Below are 21320 nucleotides of genomic sequence, written 5' to 3'. Positions count from 1 at the left end.
ACTAAGGCAGATCTTTGTCTACGAAACAATTTATCACGTTAAGGCAGGCCTCCTGGCAATTGTGGATCTGCTCCCTCCTCAAGGAAGCCTCAGGGGAATCCCAAAGGTCTTTTATACTGTTTTCTCTCACATTCCCGATGGGGGCCATAGAGCCGCAAAGCAGGACATCGCCCCCGGGGCGGATATAGATCACGTAGTCGCCCTGTGTGCACACCATGCCTTCAAACAACCTCTCAGGCTGCCGGAAATATGTTTTGAACATCTCCAATTGGCTTATTGAATTGGATATCTTATACCCCCGTCTTTTATAATCTGCCAGCCGCTCGATCACGGAGTCAAGGCGCGCCAGGTCGCCGGGCCAGAGACAGCTGAATTCTTCCTTCTCATACCACCGGCTGTCTTTAGCCGTGGCAATGGGCTGCGATATCGCCTGGAAATATATGGAGCTTATATGCTCATTGGCCTGCGCCCAATCGGCAAGCTCTATTATATGGCCGAGATTATAGCCCATGATCACCGCGAGTACGGTTATGCCTTTGGCGCCTTTTTCCCTTAAATGGCCGATCGCCGTTATTGCCTGCCTATGGGCCCCTCTGGTGCCCCTCAGGAAGTCATGTGTTTGCGCGTCCAGGCTATCCAGAGAGATCGTGATGCCTTCCGTGCCGGAACGCGTTAGCCGGCCGGCGATGTTCTCATCCATAAGAAAGCCATTGGTCACGATAAAAGTCCTGAAGCCGGCATCATTGGCGAAGTCCAATATATCCAGAAAACCATCCTTTAATAACGGCTCCCCTCCGGCAAAATGCAATCTGATATCGTTTCCCCAGGATTCCTTAAGCGACCCTATAAACTCTATCCACTGCCGGCCTGAGAGCTCCGGCCTGTTCTCCGCTGTCTCCCAGAACCTGCACATCCTGCACCTGAACATGCATCTTTCGGTGATCCCTATATCGCAGAATATCGGTTTTTTAATTTCCATCATCGGCAACGGCCTCTTTAAAAAAACAATTGACCTTATTATTGCAGCCCCTGCGGCATGACCTTATCTCCTCCCGCCTTTCCGAGGCCGCCCCTGAGAACAAAATATCTTTCAGGTCAAGGCGCCTGACGTTGCCCACCGGCTGCAGCATTCCGCATAAATGCAGCTCCCCGGACCAATTCACAAGCAGCGAAGAACTATCCAGCGGACAGGGCCTGTTGTGTATAAACTCCCGTGGATGGCGGAAATACTCTGCGAAAGCGGATATCTGGGATACGGGATTGCTTATCTTATCGCCGTCGCCCCCGCCTATGCCTCTATCCGCGCGCGCCCGGATCTTTAAAGCGATAAGCTTTTCAAGCACAGAGCCGACCTTCCCGCCGTCACGAGGCCAAAGCTCCCCGAACCTCTCCTGTTCATACCAGGCCTCATCGGGCGCCGTCTCATACGGCTGGACAACCGCCTGGAATATAATGCCGGAAATCCTGTCGTCATTGATGGCCCATTCCGCCATAGGGATGACGCTATCCAGTGTTATGTCCGAAATTATGCAATTTATCCCGATAGTCGGGCGCCCGCGTTGCCTGCTAAGCACATCGATCGCCCTCAAGACCCTGGAATGGCTGCCCCTGGTCCCGCGTATATAGTCATGGACCCGCTCATCCATGCTGTCTAAAGACAGGGTTATATGCGACAACCCCGAATCGGCTATTTTACGCGCCATTCCCTTATCAAGCAGGAACCCGTTGGAGGTGGTCATCGTGGTAAATCCCCTCCGGCTGCTGTGTTTTACAAGGCCTAAAATACCTTTTTTCAAAAATGGCTCACCGCCCCCGAAATGCAGGCGTATCGGCTCCTTTCCGGAAAAGGGGACAAGGGCATCGATGAAACGTTTCCACTCTTCTAAGCCCAACTGCCCTTCTTTATTGCCGTACTCACGGCGGTCCCATAAATAGCACATCTTGCACCGCAAGTTGCAGCAATGCGTAAGTATCAGATCACAGCTTTTCAGCGTCGCTTCCCGCGCCTTCATCGCCTTCTTCCTGAAAATAACAGTTCAAGATGTTGTTACAGCTCTTCTGGCAGTTATGCATCGCCTCTCTTGTTGAGGCCGCCTCTCTGGAATGCCATATCGCCTTAATATCGCTCTTATTTATATTTCCGATGGGCTGCATAAAGCAGCAAAGATGCACCAGCCCCAGCACGTTGACATTAAAAATATAATCACCGGAATTACAACGGTGCACCCGGGCGAATGCCCCGGGATCCTGATAATACCTCTTATAGATCAGCAGTTGAGGCAGCGGGTTCAGGATGCGGTAACCCGACGACTTAAATTCTACTAACGCGTCTAACACGGAATTGACTTTATGGCTGTCCCCGGGCCAGAGATAGCTGTATTCACCGCCTGTATGCCAGTTATCAACCTGATCAGTGCGGAAGGGCTGGGAAAGCGCCTGGAAAGCTATGCCGGTAAAAAGATCGTCTTTATTTACCCATTCCGTAAGCCCGATTATTTCATCAAGATTCTGTTCCAATATAATTGTATGGATATTTAGATCCTTGCCCCGCCAATACCGCCTCAGGTGTTCAAGCGCGGCCATAAACTTACGGTATGAGCCGTCTACGCCAGTGAGAAAATCGTGCGTCTTTTCACTAAATCCCTTTAAGGACAGGCTTAATCTGTGCAGCCCGCTCTCCGACAACCTTCTGGCCATATCTCCGTCTATCAACATCGCGTTAGTGGATATTGTCGGCTGCAAACCAAGCCGGCGGCAATGCTTAACCAGCTCCAGAATGCCTTCATTCAACAGCGGTTCGCCGCCTCCCAGGTTTATCTCAAAAGGCGCCGCCGCCAGGCCGCTCAAGCCGCTGATAAAGCCCTTGCATTCCTCAAGCGTCAAACGCTCCTCTATGCCATTCTTCCAGAAATAACATGTCCTGCAGCGGGAATTGCATTTTTCCGAGATCAATAAGTCGCAGAAAAACGGCTTGCCCGTTCCTGAGCCGGTCTTTTCTATCCGCTCCTTAAGCCGGCTGAAAAAAGAATCCCTGCTGCCCGGCTTCATCCGGCCTCCTCGTCTTCTTTAAAGAAACAATTTACCATGTTATTGCAATTGACATCGCATTCACGCATCCTCTGCCTCATACCCTGCGCCTTTTGGGAAAACCATAACTCTCCGATGTCGTCGCTGCTTATATTGCCCAACGGCTCCATAAAGCAGCACAGAGATATGTCTCCCGCGGGATTAAGATTGACCACATAGTCGCCGGCATAACACCTTGACCTTCTGGCGCGTTTCTGCGGGTCCTGAAAATACGCCTTGAATATCTCCAGCTGAAGCGGGAAATTATGGATGGGAAAACCCGATTTTCTCATCGCTATAAGCTCGTCGATGGCGGAAAGCATCTTCGCGGTATCCCCGGGCCAGAGTAACGCGTAGGGCTCCTGCCTGTACCAATCATCGCCTAACGTGGCAAAAAACGGCTTTGCGACGGCCTGAAAATATACGCCGCTTATAAAACCGGTATCCTTTACCCATCTGGCCACCCCGGCAACTTCGGCATAATTGCGCCCCGATATCACCGTTATTATCCCTATTTTCAGGCCGGGGCAGTGCTTGCGCAGATTGTCAAATGCCGACATCGCCCTTTTGTGCGCGCCGTCAACGCCCCTTAAAAAGTCGTGCGTTTCATGATCAACGCTGTCCAGCGAGATAAATATCTCTTTCAGGCCGGAATCGGCTATGCGCCTTGCCATATCCCCGTCTATAAGATAGCCGTTGGAAGGCATAAGCGTCTTAAAGCCCTTGTCCGTCCCGAACCTGATCAGTTCCAGGATGTCCTTCCTGAGCAGCGGCTCGCCTCCGCTGAAAACAAGTTCCCGCGGGCCTCCCAGCAGGCCGTCAAGCGAACTTATAAACGCCTTCCACTGCTGTGTGGAGACCCGCATCGGATCATCAGTTGACTTCCACATCCGGCACATCCTGCACTTCAGGAGACAATTTGTAAGAAGGACTATGGAGCAGGAATCCGGTTTTTTAACGCTCATTTTCATAATAGCAGTTCACTACCAGCTCGCAGTTGCTCCTGCAGGCGCGCATCTTTCTGCGTATCTCATCGGCCTTTTCCGAATACCAGAGTTCAACGACGTTGTCGGTCCTGATATTGCCGAGTTTTTCCATGAAGAAACAGATATACATATCGCCTACTGCGTTGACGTTAACCGCCTGTTCCGAAACATTGCAGCGGTTGGATCTTATAAAATGGGACGGGTCGCGGAAATATGACTTAAACGACTCCAGCTGTCCGGCGGGATTTTCTATTTTAGAGGAGCCGCCTTCCTTTAAACGGATAAGCCGGTCCAGAACGCGACCTGCGCCTGCCGGGTCTGAAGGCCACAAATGGCGGTATTCCTCCTGCTTAAACCAATCCCAATCCGCCCCTGAGCCGAAAGGCCGCATAACCGCCATAAAATAAATGGAATCCAGGATGTCGTTACCCTGCACCCACTCTGCTAACTCAGCGATATCTTCCAGATTGGCCGCGGAAATAACGGAATTAATGCCCAGCTTAAAAGAATCATTCTTATGCCTGCCCAGATGCCGGATCGCCTCCATAAGGCGGCTGAAACAACCGCCCTGCCCCCTTAAGTGGTCGTGGACCGAAGGATCCATACTCTCCAGCGACAAGTTCAACATGCTTAAGCCCGCCTCAACCAGCGCCCGCGCTGTCGGCTCGTCTATGGTATATCCTGAAGAGGTCATTACAGTGCGCCACCCTTTGGCGCTGATATGCCGGATAAGATCAAATATGCCATTTTTGGTCAGCGCCTCTCCGCCGATAAGGTGCACCTCCATGGGGCCCGGGCCGAAGCCGCCTAGCGCATCAACGAATTTTCGGCAATCCTCAATGTTTACTTCGTCTTTTATGGTATCCAGCTTCCAAAGCCGGCACATACGGCAGCGCAGGCAGCATTGGTTGGTGACCGTCAGAAGGCAGGTCCTTGGCGCGGCTATTTTCTCTTTCTTATTAAGCACGGCTATCGGCTATATTCTCTATTTTGTAGAAACAGTTGACTACGATATCGCAGTCCTTTTTGCAGCTGTTGATCTCTTCTCTGGCCTTATCCATCATCCGGGAAGACCAGACCTCGGAAAATTTCCTGTCCCTGATGTTGGCGAGCGGCTCCATATAAAAACACATATTTATGTCTCCGTAGGCGTTTATCTCCGGCGCCAGGTCTCCCCTCGGGCATTTCAGCCGGCTGTCGTGAATGAACCTGTAGGGATTGCGGAAGTACTCCTTTACCAGGCGCAGCTGTTCAGGGGGGTTGCAGATCTTATGCCCTTTTTCCTTAAGCAGCGCCAACTCTTCCAGGACATCGCAGGCATTAGCTATATCCTGCGGCCAGACATCGCTGTTCTTGCTGTTCTTATACCAGTCGCGCTCATAGCCGTCGCAGTCAAACGGCTGCAGGCAGGCGTTGATGAAAAAATCGTTTATCTTGTCGTTGGCGTTTGCCCATCGCTCCAGATCAAGCGCCTCATCCAGATTTCTATTCATCAACGTCGTGGTGATCCCTATACTCAGCCGGTTGGACTTATCGGTCCCGCGATACCGGTCCAGCAGCTCTATGGCATCCATCACCTTTTTGTAGCTGCCTTCAACTCCGCGGAGATAATCATGGGTCTGTTCCTTATAACCGTCCAGGGATAGGAATATGCCGGTAAGGCCCGAGGCCACGATCCTCCCGGCCATCTCCTCGTCTATATAATATCCGTTTGTCGTGATAGAGGCGTTGAATCCCCTTTTCCTGATGTAGGCGATGATCTCCATCAGGTCTTTCCTCAACAACGCCTCGCCTCCGATGAGGTGGATAAATATCGGCTCGGTGGTGACATTCCTCAGGTCATCCACAAAGCCCTTTATCTCATCAAGCGTAAGCTCCTTCCTGTCTATCTTGCGCCCAGCGCTCTTCCACATATTGCACATCTTGCATCTGAACGTGCATGCCTTGGAGACGACCAGAAGGCAGAATGCCGGAGCAGGCCTCATCTTTCCCGGAAATAATAAATCAAGCAGCGGATTTCTCTTCTTCATAGAAACAGTTGATCATGATATGGCAATTACGACGGCAGTTATAAACCTCCTGCCTGATCCTGGCGGTATTGGGAGTAAACCAGATATTCGCCGTATCGTCTGACTTGATATTGCCGATGGGTTCAACCAGGCAACAGAAGAAGACCTTGCCGTATGGGTCAATGTGGAACTCATAATCGCCGAGGTTGCATTTTATCTTCTTCAAGAACGTATCGGGCGATCTGAAATATTCCCCGAAATGGCGGAAGTGGTCCGGGTGGTTGCCGATCTTGCGGCCCTGCCGCTTCAGCTGCTCCAATTTATCCATAACGGCCGCTGTCTTTTCCGCGTCCTGCGGCCAGAGCGCGCGGTTTTTCTCCCTTGTAAACCAGGCCTGATCCGCCTCCTCGCAGAACGGCTGGGTTATGGCCTGAAAGCTGATCATCTCCAGCCGCCTGTCGCTCTGCACCCAATCCGCTAATCGCAAAAGCTCATCAATATTGCGCTCCATAATTGTGGTCAGGATAGAAATGCGCGGCGCATCGCCTTTCCTGAATTTATCAACATATCCGATCGCCTTCATTATCCTCTCGTAACTGCCGTTTACGCCCCTGATAAAATCGTGCGTCTCGGCTTTTATCCCGTCCAGGGAAATGGTCAGGGTCCCCAGAGAAGACGCGGCAATATCCCGCGCCATTCTCTCGTCAATGAGGAAGGCGTTGGTAACCAGGTTTGTCTTATAGCCCTGATCGGCGATAAAATCCACCAGCTCCAGTATGCCTTCGCTGATCAAGGGCTCGCCCCCTGAAAGATGAAATTCAAAACCCGGCTCCACCACGCCCTTCAACGAGCTCACCAGCCGCTTCTTCTGCTCCATGGTCGTTTCCTGCGCCGGATCATAATCGGTATTCCAGATATGGCACATCTTGCACCTGAGCATACAGCGGTAATTTATCACCCAGCAGCAATAACGTGGAACGCAGGCGGTATTATCTTTTCGCATTTTTGATATAGCCATTATCGGCTAATGCCGCGTAGACGTTTGCGGCGATCAAATTATACCCGGCAGCTGAACAGTGGCCGTCAGCCACGAAAAGATCCCCTAACGGGCCTTCTCTGCCTCTCTCTTCAAAGAATAATTCATTATCTGCCAGAACAAGGCCGTATTCTTTGCTCACCCGTCTTAACATTGAATTCAGATCGCTTTTTGCCGGGTATGTCTGGAGTATGACCGCGCAGCCACGCTGCCTTGCCAGGCCGGCGACCCGTCCGATATCAAACCTCGCGACCTCATACATATCGCTATTATCATCCAACAGCCCTGCCTTCGCGTCCAAGAGCGAAAGGATATCCTGTTTCTTATCGGGCGGCGCGTGCAGCGCCGCGAACTCCCTCATCTTTGACAACTGCCTTCGCTGCGCGGGGATGTCTTTCTCAATCCGTAAACAAATATTAATAATATTGCAAAAGAAACCGCCGTCCCATTCGCCGGTTTCCCTGGCCGCCTGAAGAGACCGCCAGAGCTCATCCCTTGCCGCCGTATCATTGCCTTCTATATTCAGCAGCATGGCCGACAAGAAATGGGCGCGGTGGCTGAATTCGTCCCTCGCCAGCGCCTCGTCCAACTTTTCTCTTGAAAGCGCGTACTCGCCTGTTTCGTATAGCTTCTGCGCTTCCACCACCAGCCGGTCAGCGTCAGGGTCTATCCGCCGCGCCTTCATATCGGGGACGCCGGCAATATCCGGCTGCCTGCGCCGGTTATTCAATCTTGACTTCAGATTCAAATAACCTATCTTACATGCCTGGTAGAAACGCAGGTTGCTCATTACGCTGTCCAGTTTCTGCCGGAATCCCGCGCCTTCGCCCTTGAGATGGAAATAGCTGCTGCCGCGGAGATTCCAATAATTATTACAGCCGACCATGATCACCAGCAAGTCCGGCCTGTAAGTATCCAGGTCGGAGCGCAGATTTTCCAGGAGCAGAGAAGAAGTATTCGCCAGCCGTCCGCCGTTAATTATCAGGAATCCTTTCTCTCCGTTGCCCTGCAGCATCCGCTGCAATTGCGCCGGATAGCTGTCTTTGGCGGCGGCGCCTACGCCGAAGGTAAAAGAATCACCAAGGCAAAGTACGGTAAAAGGCCTGCCCTGGCTGCCTCTTGACAGGCCCTGCCTCAACCAATGAGCCCCGGCATACGCGGACCCGGAAACCCTTAATACCGCCTCCAGCAATACGGCGGCGGCAAATAGCGACACAAGCCAGAATCTAACGGCTTTCATTATTTACGGAATATAACTCGGGATCGTCTTCTATATAACAGCAATTAAGAAGCAGATGGCAATTGGCCTTGCAGGCGCCTACCTTGCCTCTTACCGACTCCGCGCCCTGAGAATACCAGAGTTTGCGGATATCATCCTTCCTGATGTTGCCGATAAAATCCATGAAAAAACAAAGCTGAATGAAGCCGTAGGTATTCACACTTATCGCCGCCCCGCCCACGATACACTTCGCCTTGTTCACAAACGTCTTTGGGTCGGCGAAATAGGCCTTGTAGGCGCGCAGGTGCTCGGGCCGGTTGCTCACCTTTGAGCCGTCAGCCTTCCTGCGTATCAACTCATCTATTATGTCTTGCAGCCGCCTGGTATCCCGCGGCCAAAGATAGCTGTATTCATCGCGCCAGGCGCTGTCCAGCGGGCCGCTGTAATTGGGCTGGACCACCGACATAAAATAAAGCCAGTCAACGCGGGGGTCTTTATCAGCCATATCAGCCAGCCGTATCAAACTGTCCATATTTTCATTCATAATTATGCAGCAAAGGCCCTTTCTGGTTGAAGGGGAATATAAAGAGAGATTATCCAGCGCGGCCATTACGCGCTGATAAACACCTTCTACGCCGCGCATCTTATCGTGGACTTCAGGATAAGGGCTGTCCAGAGACAGGCTGACCGCATCAAGGCCGGAGTCGGCTATCCTTCTGGACATCTCTTTATCTATAAGATAGCCATTGGAGGCAAGGGTGGTACGGAAGCCCCTGCCCTTGGCGAATTTTACAAGTTCCAGGATGCCCGGCAGCGACAACGCCTCGCCGCCGCCGAAATCCATCTCAAAACCCTCGTCCACCAGCTCCCTGAAAGCGGCGATAAAGTTCTTCCACTCATCCAGGGAAGGGACCTCGTCGGGCCGGGGGGACCTCTCCTGCCATTTATTGCACATTTTACAGCGCAGCATACAGTAATCCGTAGCCGCCACGCAGCAGAATTTCGGCTTCACGATCATGTCTTTTCTAAAATTGACGCCTGCTTATGTTCATCCACCGTGGTAAAGGGGTAATCCCCTTCAAAGAAACAGTTCAACAGGAAATGACAGTTTTCCCTGCATTCCCTGATATTCTTTCTTGCTGCCTCGGCCTTTTCCGAGAACCAGATCTCGCGCAGGTCGTCTTCCTTATTCCTGATGTTGCCCAGGGACGGCCAGTTATAACATAAAAATATATCTCCCACAGAACTGATGTGCAGGGCGCGGTCAAGATTACAGGGGGCGGTTTTCACGAAACGCTCCGGATGCGCCAGATAATTCTTATAGGCCTCAAGCTGGACAACGGTATTCCCGATCAACTCTCCTGCCCGGCGCCTGCGGATAAGCTCATCTATGACCTTTAATACCTTAGCGGTATTCTGCGGCCAATAGAATCCGTATTCCTTTGACTTAAACCAGTATTTATCAAAACCATCCTTGCCCCAGTAAGTATTGTTGGGCTGCATCGGCACCATATAATAGGCCGATTTAAGCCGCGGGTCCTTGTTTACCCATTTAGCCAGCTTGACCATTCCTGCCAGGGTATTTTCCATTATGATGCTGCAAATGCCTATGTGCACATCAGGGGCAAAGCGCGCCACATTCTCAATAGCCCGCATCACCCGGTCATAGACGCCCTGCCTGCCGCGCCAATAATCATGGACCCGGTGGTCCAAGCTGTCCAAAGAAAAGATGATGCTGGAAAGCCCGGAGCCGGCGATCTTCCTGGCCATCTCCTCGTCAACCAGGTATCCGTTGCTGGCTATGGTCGCCCTGAAACCGCTGTCCGCGCAATGCCGCACAAAACTCCAGAGCCAGTCCACCAGCAGGGCTTCTCCTCCACCAATATCTATCTCAAATCCCTCGTCCACCAGCTCCCTGAGCTGCGTGGCCGCCCTCTTCCACTCTTCGAGCGTGGGGCGCGGCCTGCCGTAGGTGTTCTTGTCCGCCTTCCATTTGTCGCACATCCGGCAGCGCAGCATGCAGTCATCGGTTATCCCGGGGCAGCAGAACCCGGGCTTCAGCTTTTCCATTATTTACCTCCGGCCATTCCGTAGTAATATCTGCGCCCTGACTTCATGATCCCTGCCGCGCGTTCAAGCCATCTTCTTTGGCGGGCGCTCAAAGCGGACATCTTGCCGTGCATCTCCATGTTATGTCCGAGATTATCGCAGCTTTTATAGCAGCCCATTGCCGAATCAGGGTCGTTGCCTATGATCTTGAAAAAGGGGTCCGATCTATCCAGATGGTAGGCCTTCCTTCTGAAATACCTCTGGCGCCTGTCGTTCCATATCTTCTTGAAGCTCTCCTGGCGGATATTGCCCACGGGGAAACGGTGGGATTTCAGGCAGGAATTCACGCTGCCGTCGGCCAGTATCCTCGTGAACGCCCATCCGGCGTAGCAAGGCATGCTGCCGATCACATCTGAATCATATTCGGCGCTTGAGGAGGCCGCGTTTTCGATCCGGCGCGCGAACTGCCGCAAATTCATTATCTGCGGCCGCGGCCGAAGATGCGCGTTCGCGCTGCGCTGTTCAATCTTCCTGCATTCCTCCAACAACGCGCTGCGCTCTTGGGGGTTCAACAACAACTTATCCGTCCTGCCGGGGATGGTATCGATGACCGTGAATTCAACCGCCTCTGAATTCGTGTCCGCGGCAAGATCCACCATGGCGGAAAGCTCATGGTAATTCATATTGAAGATCACATTGTATAGTTTGACTACCGGGTATCCGCGCTTGATCCGGTTAAGCAGCGAAAGCATCTCCTTTATCCTCAGAAAATCCGCCCCCTCCTTGTTGGGGTGCGTGAAGCAGTAGGCCTCAGGCGTTGCCGCCCAGACACTCACGGTCAGATGATCAACCTTCAAATCTACGATCTTCCTTATCTTCTCTTCGTCAAGCAGGGTAAAATTGGTATTTACGTAACAGACAAACCCTTTCCGCTTTGTGTATCTGAGTATCTCCATAATATCGGGGTGCATGAACGGTTCGCCGCCGCCGGCATAATAAATATGGCGCGTGGCCATGGCGGACAACTCATCAAGAAGTTTCAGCACGCTTTTAAGGGACAGTGTCCGCCTTTTATCACCGGACCTTATCCTTTTGTCTCCGAGAAGCGGCGAATTGCACCAGCAGCCGATACAATTATTATTACAGTCGTTGGTAAGGTCTATCTGGGCGAACTCCGGGCCTTTATAAGCGTGCAGCCCGTCCAGCACCCCCAGCACATCAAGATAATCCCCGAAAAAACGCCCGGGCCTCAATTCCAGCATAGCCGTCCTCAGCGTATCCTTCAGGCCGCTGTTTTTCAGCCTATCCCTGAACTTCACCCAGCGTGAGCCGCTCTTCATCTTCGCCCGCCCTTCGCGAAATCCTCTTCCACTATCTTTATCCTGGCCGACAACAACCTGTGCCTTCCGGCGGCGTATCTGCGGACGCGGGCCCCTCGCGCGAGCCTGACCCCGAGCAGGCGGCCGTGATGCCCTTCTGCCGAGTTCCCTACCGACGGGAGAAAACCGTTATTGCCGGCGGACAGGTCAAGCAGGACCGTGGGCAGAGTATTCCTCAATGCCCTCCTGCCCCTTACGCCGACAACGGCGCTGCGCGCGTTCCTGAGCTCAACTTCGCGGTAATCGTTCAAAGGGGGAAACCTGCCCTCGCCCCATTCTTCTATCCACTTGCGGTATTTGCGCGTAAGCGCCAGGCCGATATCTTCCTGCCGCACACCCGTCTCTTTTTTTATTTCAATATCCACGTCCCAGCCGATCTGCTTTTCATCCAGCGCGGTTATCTTCCATATCTCCTCAATGCCGGCGCCGTCATACAGGCGCCTCAATATAATGCTGCCCGCGTCCGGCCTCTGCGTGTCCCATTTAAGCGCGCCGTCGCTGCCGTTATCCGCGCCTTCAAAATTTAGAAAGCTGTAAAATCCGCGTCCGCGGGTCAACTTGAGGCCGCCCCAGAACAAACTCAGGCCGCGGCCGTCCGGGACCAGGGACATCCTTCCCAGTTTCAACCCCTTTTCCCGCGCGATGTTTTCAATCTTACGGGGCGAGGACACCAACGCCTCCCTCACGTGCATAAGCGCGTACCTGAAAGCAAACCGCGAAACCTTATAAGCGGTCATGACAATTCCGTTGCTATTTATTGAATTGACAAGGGAATAGCGGCAATACGCCTTTAGCCCCAATCGGTCAAAACGGGCCCTTTTCAAACGGTGCATTGCCCACCGCCTGTAAGCCGACCTCATGGCGCGCTCAAGCTCGCCCGCGGAGAGATCGTCATAGGCGAGCGCGCTGCTGCGGCTTCCATCGTATCTTGCCCAATCAGCGGAGATTATCCGGCCGTTCTCCTTCATCTCCCTGTAGAACTCCGTTCCCGGAAACGGCGTAGCCAGGGAAAACTGAAGCGATTCCGGATCGGCCTTTAAGGCGAAATCAACCGTCTTTTTTATGGTCTGCCTGGTCTCTCCCGGAAGGCCCAGGGTAAAGGTCAGGTGGGTCTTGATGCCCAGCGCCCTGGTCATCTTGATGACGGCCTCTGTTTTTTCAAGCGACATACCCTTATTGATATTGTCCAACAGGGAGTTATCGGCGGATTCCACGCCGTATTTGACGGCAAACAACCCCGCCTCTTTCATATTCACCAGGATCTCCTCATCCATCAGGTCGGCCCTTGCCATTATCGCCCAGAAGATATTCAGGCCCCTCTTCTTGATCTCAGCGCAGAGGCCGAGCATCCTTTCTTTGCCGCAGTTAAAGGTATCGTCGTCAAAATAGACCGACCTGTATCCCGAATTCCTGACCAGGTATTCCATTTCATCAACGACGTCCACGACGCTCCTGGCCCTGTAATGGCTGCCCTGATACATCACCTGCGGCCAGAGGCAGAACTTGCAGCGAAACGGGCAGCCGCGTGAGGCCATCATCTGCACCGACGGTATGGGTATGTCTCCCGGGGCATCGTTGTAACGCGACATCGGCAGGCCTTCGCGCAGAGGCCAGGGCAGGCGGTCCAGGTCAACCAGGGGCCGCGCGGGATTGATCTTCACGCCGCCGTTAGAGCGGTATATGATCCCCTTTACCTCATCAAGGCCGCGGCCCTCATCAAGATGCTGCAGCAGTTCAAGGAGCGTAAATTCATATTCTCCGGACAGCACATATTTTATAAATCCGTTCTCCCTGAGAAAATCCGGCCGGCGGATATTGACATCCGGGCCGCAAAGGATGATCTCCGCCTTGCTCCCCAGGCCCTTCAGGACCCGCAAGTCATGCTTGAGGGTCACCGTGGACGTCTCGCAGACCAGGATGTCGGGGCGGCTGGAGCGCATCCGGCGCGAAAACCGCCTGTAAGACAGGCCGCTGGCGATGGCGTCAATGAGCCGCGCGTTAAATCCGTTCTTTTTAAGCAGCGCCGCCGCGTAGGCGAGAAAAAAGGGGAAAGGCAGATATTCTTTCTCCGAGCGGGCCTTCAAATGCGGCCAGCGGGAACCAGCCCTCACCCCCTCCCTGCCAAAACTCCTCCAGGGCAGATTTACCAATGATATCTTCATATCTTTTATAAGAATTTCTTCAGCCCGTATCGCTCCAGCAGGCCGTTTATCCTTAAGATCACCTGATGCGTATCGCAATGATTGCAGAAATCATCGTAAAGCTTGACGCCGTTTGAGAAACGCGCGTCCATATTGTCCCGCATATGTTTGGCCTTGACCCTGTAATCGTTGTATTCCCGGGAATTCCACGCCTCCCTCAGCGATCTTTCCCCCAGGCGCCCGACCACCCGCATATGGCAGCACATGCTCAATTCTCCTCCAGCCAATATCAGCGCGAAAAACCACCCCACCGGGCAGCCCGTTTCAAGAAAACGGCCCTGCGACCAGTAACCGGTCTCCGGCTGATAATTGTCCAGCTGGAAAAAAATATTGTCCTGCAGGTCTATTTTGCTTTCTTTAAGCAACGCGGCGGCCTTCCGCAGGGATGCCTTTAGCGCCTCTACCTGTGAAGATAGTATCTTTAAATGCGCGATGTTCTCGTCAAGGCGGGCCAGGTAGAAGCGTGCCCTGTCCGCGCCTATGTCCGCGTCAACAGCGGACATCTGCTCGATCTCATGGCAATTCATATTGTGTATCACGTGGGTCATCTGCAAAAGCGGCAGGGGCCTGCCCGAGCCGTTCCTCAGGGAGATCAGGTTTTTCAGATTGCCGACGATCCTGTGGAAGGTGTCTTTTGACTGCCGCGAATTTATCCAGCTGTAGGTCAGGTCGGTCCCGGCGGGCAGGCTGCAGAATATCTCATTGACCTCCAGGTCTATCAGGCATTTAGCCGTCGCCTCATCCAGGAGTATGCCGTTGGTAAAGAACAGGACCTTTAACCCCTTGTCCCTGGCGTAACGCGCCATCTCGATAAAGCGGTCGTCCAGAAGCGGCTCTCCGTCGCCCTGTATTATGACCTCGTCGCTCAAAATGGCTGCCGCGTCGTCAATGATCTTCCTGTACAGGCGGTCGTCCATCTTTGATTCGAGCACGGCGGGGGGCGTCTTGCTGCGGGGGTTGTGTATCCAGCAATGGGCGCAGTTTGTATTGCATTTATGCGTTGTGTCGAGGACCAGCGTCTGCGGCCCGATAAAGGGATGCTCGGCTATCAGCCCCAGAAGCCGCAGCAGGTCCCTCTCGTTATCTCTATTGGACTGCGAAGACACAGCCTGCAGGAGTTTGAGCAGATCAACGTCTTTTAAGAAAAGTTCGATGCCCTTTCCTGCGACGAGAGATTTGATCTCCTTTATGTAATTAAGAAAACTGGAGTAAATACCGCTTGCCGGAAACAGCGGCAGGCAGACAGGGCGCGTATCGATCCGCGCGTTCCTCAAAGTAGAGATGAACTGGACGACCTCATGGATCTTGAAGAAATTAAACCGTGAGATACCTACCGCGGCTGTGCCGCTTTCTGCCTTAATGCACGCTACGGCCCTGTTAAAACCGCCTGCCTCGCCGCTGATCTTATCGTGCAGGCCCTGGGAATCGCCGTAAATAACGACGCGCGAGGCCGCGGGGCGCAGGCGCAGCCCCTCAAATTCTTTTCTCCCCTGCCTTAGCCCGGCGGCGCGCCTCAGCCGCTCTTTGCGCAACTCTCTGAGCGCGTTCTCTTTTTCTTCCGCCTCTTTGAACGCGCCCTCGATGGCCGCGTTATCATTATAAAGCCGGATGACCGCCCGCGAGAAAGAGTAATCGCCTGCCTTGTAAAACTCTACGCGCTCTTCAAAACGCTCCTCAAGGACGCGGGATGAGACATCCATATCCGCGTTATGAACAGCCAGGCGGCCGCCGTCTTCGGAGCCCTTTAATGTTATGCCCGGCAGCTGCTTCATCCCGGACGTCAGCCCTATAAAGCCCGGCCTGCTCTCCGAAGGGCTGGCCATCTGCCATTGCAGGCCGAATGCCGCGGGGAACGCCCCCGCGTCCGGAGGCGCAAGCCACCTGTCATAGGCGCGGGACAAAAACAGGCAGGCGTTCCTGCGCTCTATCCTTAACGGCTGCTCAAGCCGCATATCAACGCTCCACCTGATTACTCCCGCGGAATCTAACCGCAGGTCCCAGGATTGAATAACGGGCAGATGTCTGTGCCTGAAATTGATCCTTAATCTACCCGGCTCACTATTCTCTATAGCGGCCTCTGAATCCGCCGAACCATACCAGCGGCCCTCTGAAAATATACCCGTATGCAGGCCATGCGCCTTGGTAAACTCCTCATTCCTGTGGTAGAAATGGAAACGGTTATTGTAGTCAAAATAAATCCTGAAATCACCCGCCTCAAGCGTGCGCCGCTGCCGGTCCCGCGCGCGCTCAATTCTCAGGCGCTCTTCTTCCAGGCGCTTGAGCTCTTCCTGTTTTCGGCGCTCTTCTTCCAGGCGCCTTTGTTCCTCCTGGCGCAGGCGTTCTTCCTCTAGCCGGCGCTGTTCTTCTTCCGCCAGGCGCTCCTCTTCCTTTTTACGCAGCGCCTCTTCTTCTTCGCGCCTCTTTCTGCCTTTTACATCCTGAATGATATTTTCTACTGCGGACTTATCCCCGCAGAGTTCAATAACCGCCTGAAAACAAGAGTGCCTGCCGGGGGCATAAAATTCCTTCTGCCCGTTGCAGCAGAGATCAACTTCACGCGAGGAAGACAGATCATCCGTGTTACACAAAGAAACATTTAAAGGCGAATCAACCGCCCTTAACAGCAGCGTGGCAATTTCCGGCCTGTCCGCGCCAATGCTTAAAAAATCAGAATCGGCAATACCGATCTCCTGCCGGAATTCTCCGGCGCTATCAGCGAACAGGCCCTCTTTAGCGCCGGAATAAGAGAACCAGCTTTTATAGGAACGGCTGAGGAGCACTACGGCCTTCACGGCATCCAGCCGTATGGGCCCCTTTAGCTCTAATTCCACGCTCCATTTCAACCGGCTGCCCTCACCCAGCTCCATTCCCCAATGCAGGACAACAGGCAGCGTTCTATTGTAAAGCCGCAAACTAAAACTGGTTTCATCGGGCCTGCTTATCTTCAAGATACTGTCTTTGGCGGGAAAATAGTGCCATCTGCCCTCTGAAAACAAACAGACGCGCATGCCCTGCAGCTTGCTGAGCTCGCTGCCGTTATGGTAGATCCTGAAGCGGCGCTCTTCATCAATATCTATTTTTATGCCGGCGCGTTCTATCGCGCGCCTGTTCCTGTTATTAAATAAAAGGCCCTTCAGCATATCTTTATCTTTCCGCTAAAATGTTTTTGCTGCGCCGATTCGCACTGCAGGACCCTGGCCTTGAATAACGCGTCCGTGTTCTCAATGCACAGGCGGCCGGGAACCGGGCTCTCTGAACAGTCCAGGAGGACAGACGGCAGCCCAGGCCCTTTGGCGCCGACCGGCGACTGCGCTGCCGCCGACCATAACCGCTCCCAGAACCCGCCGCGGGTATGCTCGGCAAACTCTTCGGGAAACCTTCCCCGCGCCCTTTCCCGGACAAACCACTCCCGGTAATTATCCGACAGCATCAGGTTAACCTGCTCCTTGTCGGGATCAAAGCCGTCCCGGGTATCCCTGGTTATGCGCCAGATGATATCGCGGCCATCCAATAGCGTTACTTCCCATTCCTGCCTGACAGGCAGCCACGGCCAGCGGCCCACGGCGACGAACCTTTCCCTGTCCGAGGCCTCGACCTTCCATAGTCCCTGCGAAGAATCATGCCAGTTGCCTTCATGCAAAACCGCAGAGTAAAGGCCCAGCCCTTTTGTCAATTCAACGCCTTCATAGAAAAGACGCATCCTGCCGTGCCTGAAATCCAGAGAAACGCCGTTAAAATTTATCGCCGCGGCCGCGCCGTTATTATTGACAACCGCGTCAACGCCTTTTTGTCCCTGCCTGGGCGCTATCCTTATGGCCCCCTTAAAAAAGGCGTGCCTGCCTGCTTCAAGCGCCGCGTCAGCGGCGGGATCTATCTCCAGATAATGCAGCTTCGTATTTAATTCCTTGTCCTGGCCCCGGGAAATATACGACACTCTGGCGCGGCCGTCTTGATTGGCGAAGGTAACCGCCGGCATAAGGCAGGACTGTTCTACGCCGGAAAAATCGTTTATGTATTTACTTAGTATGACTGTGTTGCCTTTTTTTTCCACTGCCCCAAAGTCGCCGTTTTCCGAAGGCGTAAACCACCTGTCATATCGGCCGCTGAGAAAAAGCTCAACCTGCCTGTTCCTGATCTCCAGCCCATCTCTTATTTCCATATCCGCCTGCCAGAAAATGGCGGACTCATCCCGCAGTTCCATTCTCCATACCTGGAAAAAAGGCGCTTCGGGCCCCCAAAAGATATTAACTACAAGATAATTATCTCCTTCTTTTTCTACGGACCAGTTACCTCCGGCGGCGCTGTAGGTACGGCCCTGCCAGATGAATTTCGTATCCAGCCCCGCGCCGCTGCTTAAAAGCGCATCCCGCAGGAAAATCTCTATTTTGCGCTGCCCGCAACACAGGGCGAGCGGGCCGCGGCTGATGATCCTGCGCCTGCCGGCCTGCCTTGCCCGCGCCATATAACATTCAAAATCCTGCCTGTCCCGCTCCTCAAATAACTTCACGCCGGTTGAAAAAAACTTATAGCTGCCCGCGGCATGCTCTGGTTCCGGATTAACGTAATTGAACTGAATACCTCTGGCAGAGGCCTCAATGCCGGTATTGCCGATCTGGCAGGCGCCCTGTTTATCCGCGCCTGAGCTGTCTAAAACAAGCGTTGGCAGGCCTTCGCCGCTATCGGCTCCCGTCTTTAACCCTATCAGCCAGTTAAGATGATCGTCTATCCGGCGGCTCTGCCATTCGTTCTCATGCAGGAACGCCTCCGGAAAAACGTATTCCTCCTGCGATGTAAACCAGCCCTCGTATTCGTCGGTCAGGATCAATCTGGCCGTGTAATCCTCTATCCGGGCCTGTGCGCGCGCCTGCAGAGTTACATCCCAGCTGAATTCCTTTTCGCCGCGGCAGCGTATCTTCCAGATAAGCTCAGCCGGCATATCCGGCCACCTGCCTACGGCAACGATCTCATCGGCTGCCGCCGGCTGCCGGATAATCCAGGAGGCGGTATCTGACTGATATGTCCTGCCCGAAGAGCTCATCACCGTATGCCCGGCCGCGCCCTTGGTAAGAGCGGAGTCGTTCCACCTGATGATCAGCTTGCCGTTATTAAAAATAATTGCCAGCCGCCCTTTTTGCAGCAGGGCTATACCTTCCTTATTGCCTACCGTCTCAAGATAATAACTGACGAGTCCGTCTATTGAACCGGCCCTGATAACCCTGCCTTCCCTGAGCAGCACGCCTCTTTTACACAGCCGCCTGGCAATATCCAGGTCATGAGAAACAAAAATAATGGTCAGGCCCTTATCCTTCAGCTCAAACATCTTATTAATGCACTTGCGCCGGGCATAAATATCGCCTACCGCGAATATGTCGTCAACCAGCAATATGTCGGTGCGCGCGTGTATGGCTATGGCAAAGGCAAGGCGCACAAGCATGCCCTGGGAGTATGTCTTTACCGGGGCGTTGATGAACCTGCCGATGGCGGCAAACTCAACCATGTCCGCGTAACAGGCGCCTGTCTCATCGGCGCTCAGGCCTGAAAGCGCCGAGATATTGTAGATATTCTCCCTGCCGGTCAGTTCAGGATGGAAACCGGCCTGTATCTCCATAAGCCCGGCGACCCTTCCTCCCAGGCGCACCCTGCCCTTGTCAGGCATTAGCATGCCGCTGATCACCCTCAGGAGCGTGGTCTTGCCTGAGCCGTTCTCTCCGATGACCGCGAAACACTCTCCCTTGCCGACATTCAGGTCTATGCCCTTAAGCGCCCAGAAATCCTCGCAAACGGCCCTCGCGCCTTCCTTGAACGCTATCCTGTATTTCAGCCAAACGTCTTCCAGCGTTATCATCTAAATATGCTTGAGGATATCCTTTTCTTTGGCGGCAAATAAGATGTATCCACCCGCCAAACTCGCCAAAGCGAAGATAACGGCCAATACCCACATGGATATGCCGCCGCAGCGGCCGTTATATAATAATTCCCTGTAAATAACCGTATAGCATGTGGCGGGGTTGGCCAGGAATGCCCCGCGAAGGCCGGCAGGCATCATCTCCAGGGTGTAGAAGACCGGCGTGACCCAGAACCAGAACAGCATTCCCACTCCCAGGAGCTGGGAAAAATCCCTGAAATATATATTGATGATGCTGAACAATAAGGAGATCCCGACGGTGAATGCCAGATGCAGGGCCATTACCAAAGGCAGCAGCCACAGGCATCCCGCGGCCCCCCTGTTCATGAAGATGAATATCGGCAGCATCGCCGCGAATCCGAATAAAAAGTTCAGGAAATCGGCGAGCGCGACTGATACGGGTATGGCCTCGCGGGGGATGGTGTATTGAGAGAGTATGCCTTGATTCTGCCTTATGCAGGCGGCGCTTTCAGTGGCGGAGTTAACGAAGAAATTCCAGGGAAGGTAGGCGCTTAATACCAGCAGCGGGTAGCGCCGTATCGGGGTTTGCATCACCTGAGTGAAAACAAAGGATACGGCCGACATGATCAACAGGGGGTTTATCACCGCCCAGAAGATACCCAGTGTTGAGCCGACATATTTGTCCTTCAAGTTCTTCAGGACCATGCTTCGCAGAATATGCCGCGCCTTGATTAGCCTCAGAAAATAACCGGACATCTTGTATTAATTGTCTCCTGCTGGGAGGGCTCGGGACTCGGTGTATAACTGATTTTATATCATATTTTCGCGGCTTTTACAATGAAAATCTAGGGAGGGAACGGGTATTGGGTTACGTTTATCGGTTATGGTTACGGATAAGTAAAGGTTATCAGGGTTAACTGCGTATATCAGAACATCAGTTTATCAGTTAGAGAACATCAGAGAACGGTATATCAGCTTAAGCCACAATTACCAAATCCCAATGACGAATGAATGTCCAAATCCCAATACCCAATTAACGTTTTCCGGCCCTATTAATAATGGCGGAAAATATCAAATTTAACTCTTGAGCCTCGTTTAAGAACAGTTCGGCTTCAGCCTTCAAAGAAGGCACAGCAGTCGTTATCATCCTAAGCCAATGCTTAGACTCTTTTGATTCTCTCCTACAGGTCCCAATTTTGTAAAAGAAGTCCTTCCTTGTTGAGGCATCGTCTGCTTCACAATAATTAGCTCCTACGCTCGTACCTGCCCTTACTAGCTGACTTATTAATGGCCTATTCACACTATTTTCAGGTATGCTCTTCGCGAAATTAACTATGTTTTCTCCAAATTTAGCAGTTCTCTCCCGCAAATCATACTTTCTATTTGGGATTTGAGTCATTGTGATTTCATTCGTCATTGGTAAATTGGACATTGGTCATTCTCTCTGATATTCTGATAAACTGATAAACTCTAACTGACACACTGATAATCTGATATACGCTTTTGGTC

The 21320-nt window shown here is 53.0% G+C and carries 16 protein-coding genes; all 16 read right to left on the bottom strand.

All coding sequences use genetic code 11. From position 1 onward, the window contains the following. Position 1 precedes the first annotated feature (1 nt). The 16 genes from PHR44_01440 to PHR44_01365 all read right to left on the bottom strand — a co-directional run bounded on the left by PHR44_01440 (position 2) and on the right by PHR44_01365 (position 21243). Entirely contained in the window at positions 2–982 is a 981-nt protein-coding gene (locus tag PHR44_01440; GenBank protein MDD4909332.1) for a radical SAM protein, read from the bottom strand. Then, on the bottom strand, positions 969–2012 hold the full coding sequence (locus PHR44_01435; GenBank protein ID MDD4909331.1) for a radical SAM protein: 1044 nt from the start codon (positions 2010–2012) through the stop codon (positions 969–971). Before PHR44_01435 ends, PHR44_01440 begins: the two co-directional genes overlap by 14 nt. Then, positions 1978–3048: a radical SAM protein gene (locus tag PHR44_01430; protein MDD4909330.1), complete on the bottom strand. Its 1071-nt coding sequence runs from the start codon at positions 3046–3048 to the stop codon at positions 1978–1980. Before PHR44_01430 ends, PHR44_01435 begins: the two co-directional genes overlap by 35 nt. Then, the gene (locus tag PHR44_01425; protein ID MDD4909329.1) at positions 3045–4031 is read right to left on the bottom strand and encodes a radical SAM protein; all 987 of its coding nucleotides are present in this window, start codon (positions 4029–4031) and stop codon (positions 3045–3047) included. Before PHR44_01425 ends, PHR44_01430 begins: the two co-directional genes overlap by 4 nt. Further along, positions 4021–5019: a radical SAM protein gene (locus PHR44_01420; GenBank protein ID MDD4909328.1), complete on the bottom strand. Its 999-nt coding sequence runs from the start codon at positions 5017–5019 to the stop codon at positions 4021–4023. Before PHR44_01420 ends, PHR44_01425 begins: the two co-directional genes overlap by 11 nt. Continuing rightward, positions 5012–6082, bottom strand: coding sequence for a radical SAM protein (locus PHR44_01415; protein MDD4909327.1), 1071 nt, complete (start codon positions 6080–6082; stop codon positions 5012–5014). Before PHR44_01415 ends, PHR44_01420 begins: the two co-directional genes overlap by 8 nt. Continuing rightward, the gene (locus PHR44_01410; GenBank protein ID MDD4909326.1) at positions 6057–7064 is read right to left on the bottom strand and encodes a radical SAM protein; all 1008 of its coding nucleotides are present in this window, start codon (positions 7062–7064) and stop codon (positions 6057–6059) included. The genes PHR44_01415 and PHR44_01410 overlap by 26 nt, the downstream gene beginning before the upstream one ends. After that, on the bottom strand, positions 7051–8337 hold the full coding sequence (locus PHR44_01405; GenBank protein ID MDD4909325.1) for a GDSL-type esterase/lipase family protein: 1287 nt from the start codon (positions 8335–8337) through the stop codon (positions 7051–7053). Before PHR44_01405 ends, PHR44_01410 begins: the two co-directional genes overlap by 14 nt. Next, positions 8324–9328, bottom strand: a complete 1005-nt coding sequence (locus PHR44_01400; GenBank protein ID MDD4909324.1) for a radical SAM protein — start codon at positions 9326–9328, stop codon at positions 8324–8326. Before PHR44_01400 ends, PHR44_01405 begins: the two co-directional genes overlap by 14 nt. A 2-nt stretch (positions 9329–9330) precedes the next feature. Beyond that, positions 9331–10386, bottom strand: coding sequence for a radical SAM protein (locus PHR44_01395; protein MDD4909323.1), 1056 nt, complete (start codon positions 10384–10386; stop codon positions 9331–9333). Then, on the bottom strand, positions 10386–11705 hold the full coding sequence (locus PHR44_01390) for a radical SAM protein (GenBank protein ID MDD4909322.1): 1320 nt from the start codon (positions 11703–11705) through the stop codon (positions 10386–10388). Before PHR44_01390 ends, PHR44_01395 begins: the two co-directional genes overlap by 1 nt. After that, positions 11702–13906 carry a radical SAM protein gene (locus PHR44_01385; GenBank protein MDD4909321.1) on the bottom strand — a complete coding sequence of 735 codons (2205 nt, stop codon included), beginning with the start codon at positions 13904–13906 and terminating at the stop codon, positions 11702–11704. The genes PHR44_01390 and PHR44_01385 overlap by 4 nt, the downstream gene beginning before the upstream one ends. A 5-nt stretch (positions 13907–13911) precedes the next feature. Beyond that, positions 13912–17085: a radical SAM protein gene (locus tag PHR44_01380; GenBank protein MDD4909320.1), complete on the bottom strand. Its 3174-nt coding sequence runs from the start codon at positions 17083–17085 to the stop codon at positions 13912–13914. Next, positions 17079–19790 carry an ABC transporter ATP-binding protein gene (locus tag PHR44_01375; GenBank protein MDD4909319.1) on the bottom strand — a complete coding sequence of 904 codons (2712 nt, stop codon included), beginning with the start codon at positions 19788–19790 and terminating at the stop codon, positions 17079–17081. The genes PHR44_01380 and PHR44_01375 overlap by 7 nt, the downstream gene beginning before the upstream one ends. Next, positions 19791–20567, bottom strand: a complete 777-nt coding sequence (locus tag PHR44_01370) for an ABC transporter permease (GenBank protein ID MDD4909318.1) — start codon at positions 20565–20567, stop codon at positions 19791–19793. A 277-nt stretch (positions 20568–20844) separates the two neighbouring features. Continuing rightward, positions 20845–21243, bottom strand: a complete 399-nt coding sequence (locus PHR44_01365; protein MDD4909317.1) for a four helix bundle protein — start codon at positions 21241–21243, stop codon at positions 20845–20847. Positions 21244–21320 lie beyond the last annotated feature (77 nt).

The organism is Candidatus Omnitrophota bacterium (assembly GCA_028707125.1).
Taxonomy (GTDB): domain Bacteria; phylum Omnitrophota; class Gorgyraeia; order Gygaellales; family JAQTUX01; genus JAQTUX01.
The sequence above is the reverse complement of the archived record's forward strand: the minus strand, read 5'-3'. Positions and strand labels throughout refer to the sequence as shown.

What these genes read in the sequence shown, in the direction of transcription:
- PHR44_01440 (MDD4909332.1), bottom strand. Translation starts at nt 982, where the DNA reads ATGATGGAAATTAAAAAACCGATATTCTGCGATATAGGGATCACCGAA.
- PHR44_01395 (MDD4909323.1), bottom strand. Translation starts at nt 10,386, where the DNA reads ATGGAAAAGCTGAAGCCCGGGTTCTGCTGCCCCGGGATAACCGATGAC.
- PHR44_01385 (MDD4909321.1), bottom strand. Translation starts at nt 13,906, where the DNA reads ATGAAGATATCATTGGTAAATCTGCCCTGGAGGAGTTTTGGCAGGGAG.
- PHR44_01405 (MDD4909325.1), bottom strand. Translation starts at nt 8,337, where the DNA reads ATGAAAGCCGTTAGATTCTGGCTTGTGTCGCTATTTGCCGCCGCCGTA.
- PHR44_01435 (MDD4909331.1), bottom strand. Translation starts at nt 2,012, where the DNA reads ATGAAGGCGCGGGAAGCGACGCTGAAAAGCTGTGATCTGATACTTACG.
- PHR44_01410 (MDD4909326.1), bottom strand. Translation starts at nt 7,064, where the DNA reads ATGCGAAAAGATAATACCGCCTGCGTTCCACGTTATTGCTGCTGGGTG.
- PHR44_01365 (MDD4909317.1), bottom strand. Translation starts at nt 21,243, where the DNA reads ATGTCCAATTTACCAATGACGAATGAAATCACAATGACTCAAATCCCA.
- PHR44_01415 (MDD4909327.1), bottom strand. Translation starts at nt 6,082, where the DNA reads ATGAAGAAGAGAAATCCGCTGCTTGATTTATTATTTCCGGGAAAGATG.
- PHR44_01425 (MDD4909329.1), bottom strand. Translation starts at nt 4,031, where the DNA reads ATGAGCGTTAAAAAACCGGATTCCTGCTCCATAGTCCTTCTTACAAAT.
- PHR44_01390 (MDD4909322.1), bottom strand. Translation starts at nt 11,705, where the DNA reads ATGAAGAGCGGCTCACGCTGGGTGAAGTTCAGGGATAGGCTGAAAAAC.
- PHR44_01375 (MDD4909319.1), bottom strand. Translation starts at nt 19,790, where the DNA reads ATGATAACGCTGGAAGACGTTTGGCTGAAATACAGGATAGCGTTCAAG.
- PHR44_01430 (MDD4909330.1), bottom strand. Translation starts at nt 3,048, where the DNA reads ATGAAGCCGGGCAGCAGGGATTCTTTTTTCAGCCGGCTTAAGGAGCGG.
- PHR44_01370 (MDD4909318.1), bottom strand. Translation starts at nt 20,567, where the DNA reads ATGTCCGGTTATTTTCTGAGGCTAATCAAGGCGCGGCATATTCTGCGA.
- PHR44_01380 (MDD4909320.1), bottom strand. Translation starts at nt 17,085, where the DNA reads ATGCTGAAGGGCCTTTTATTTAATAACAGGAACAGGCGCGCGATAGAA.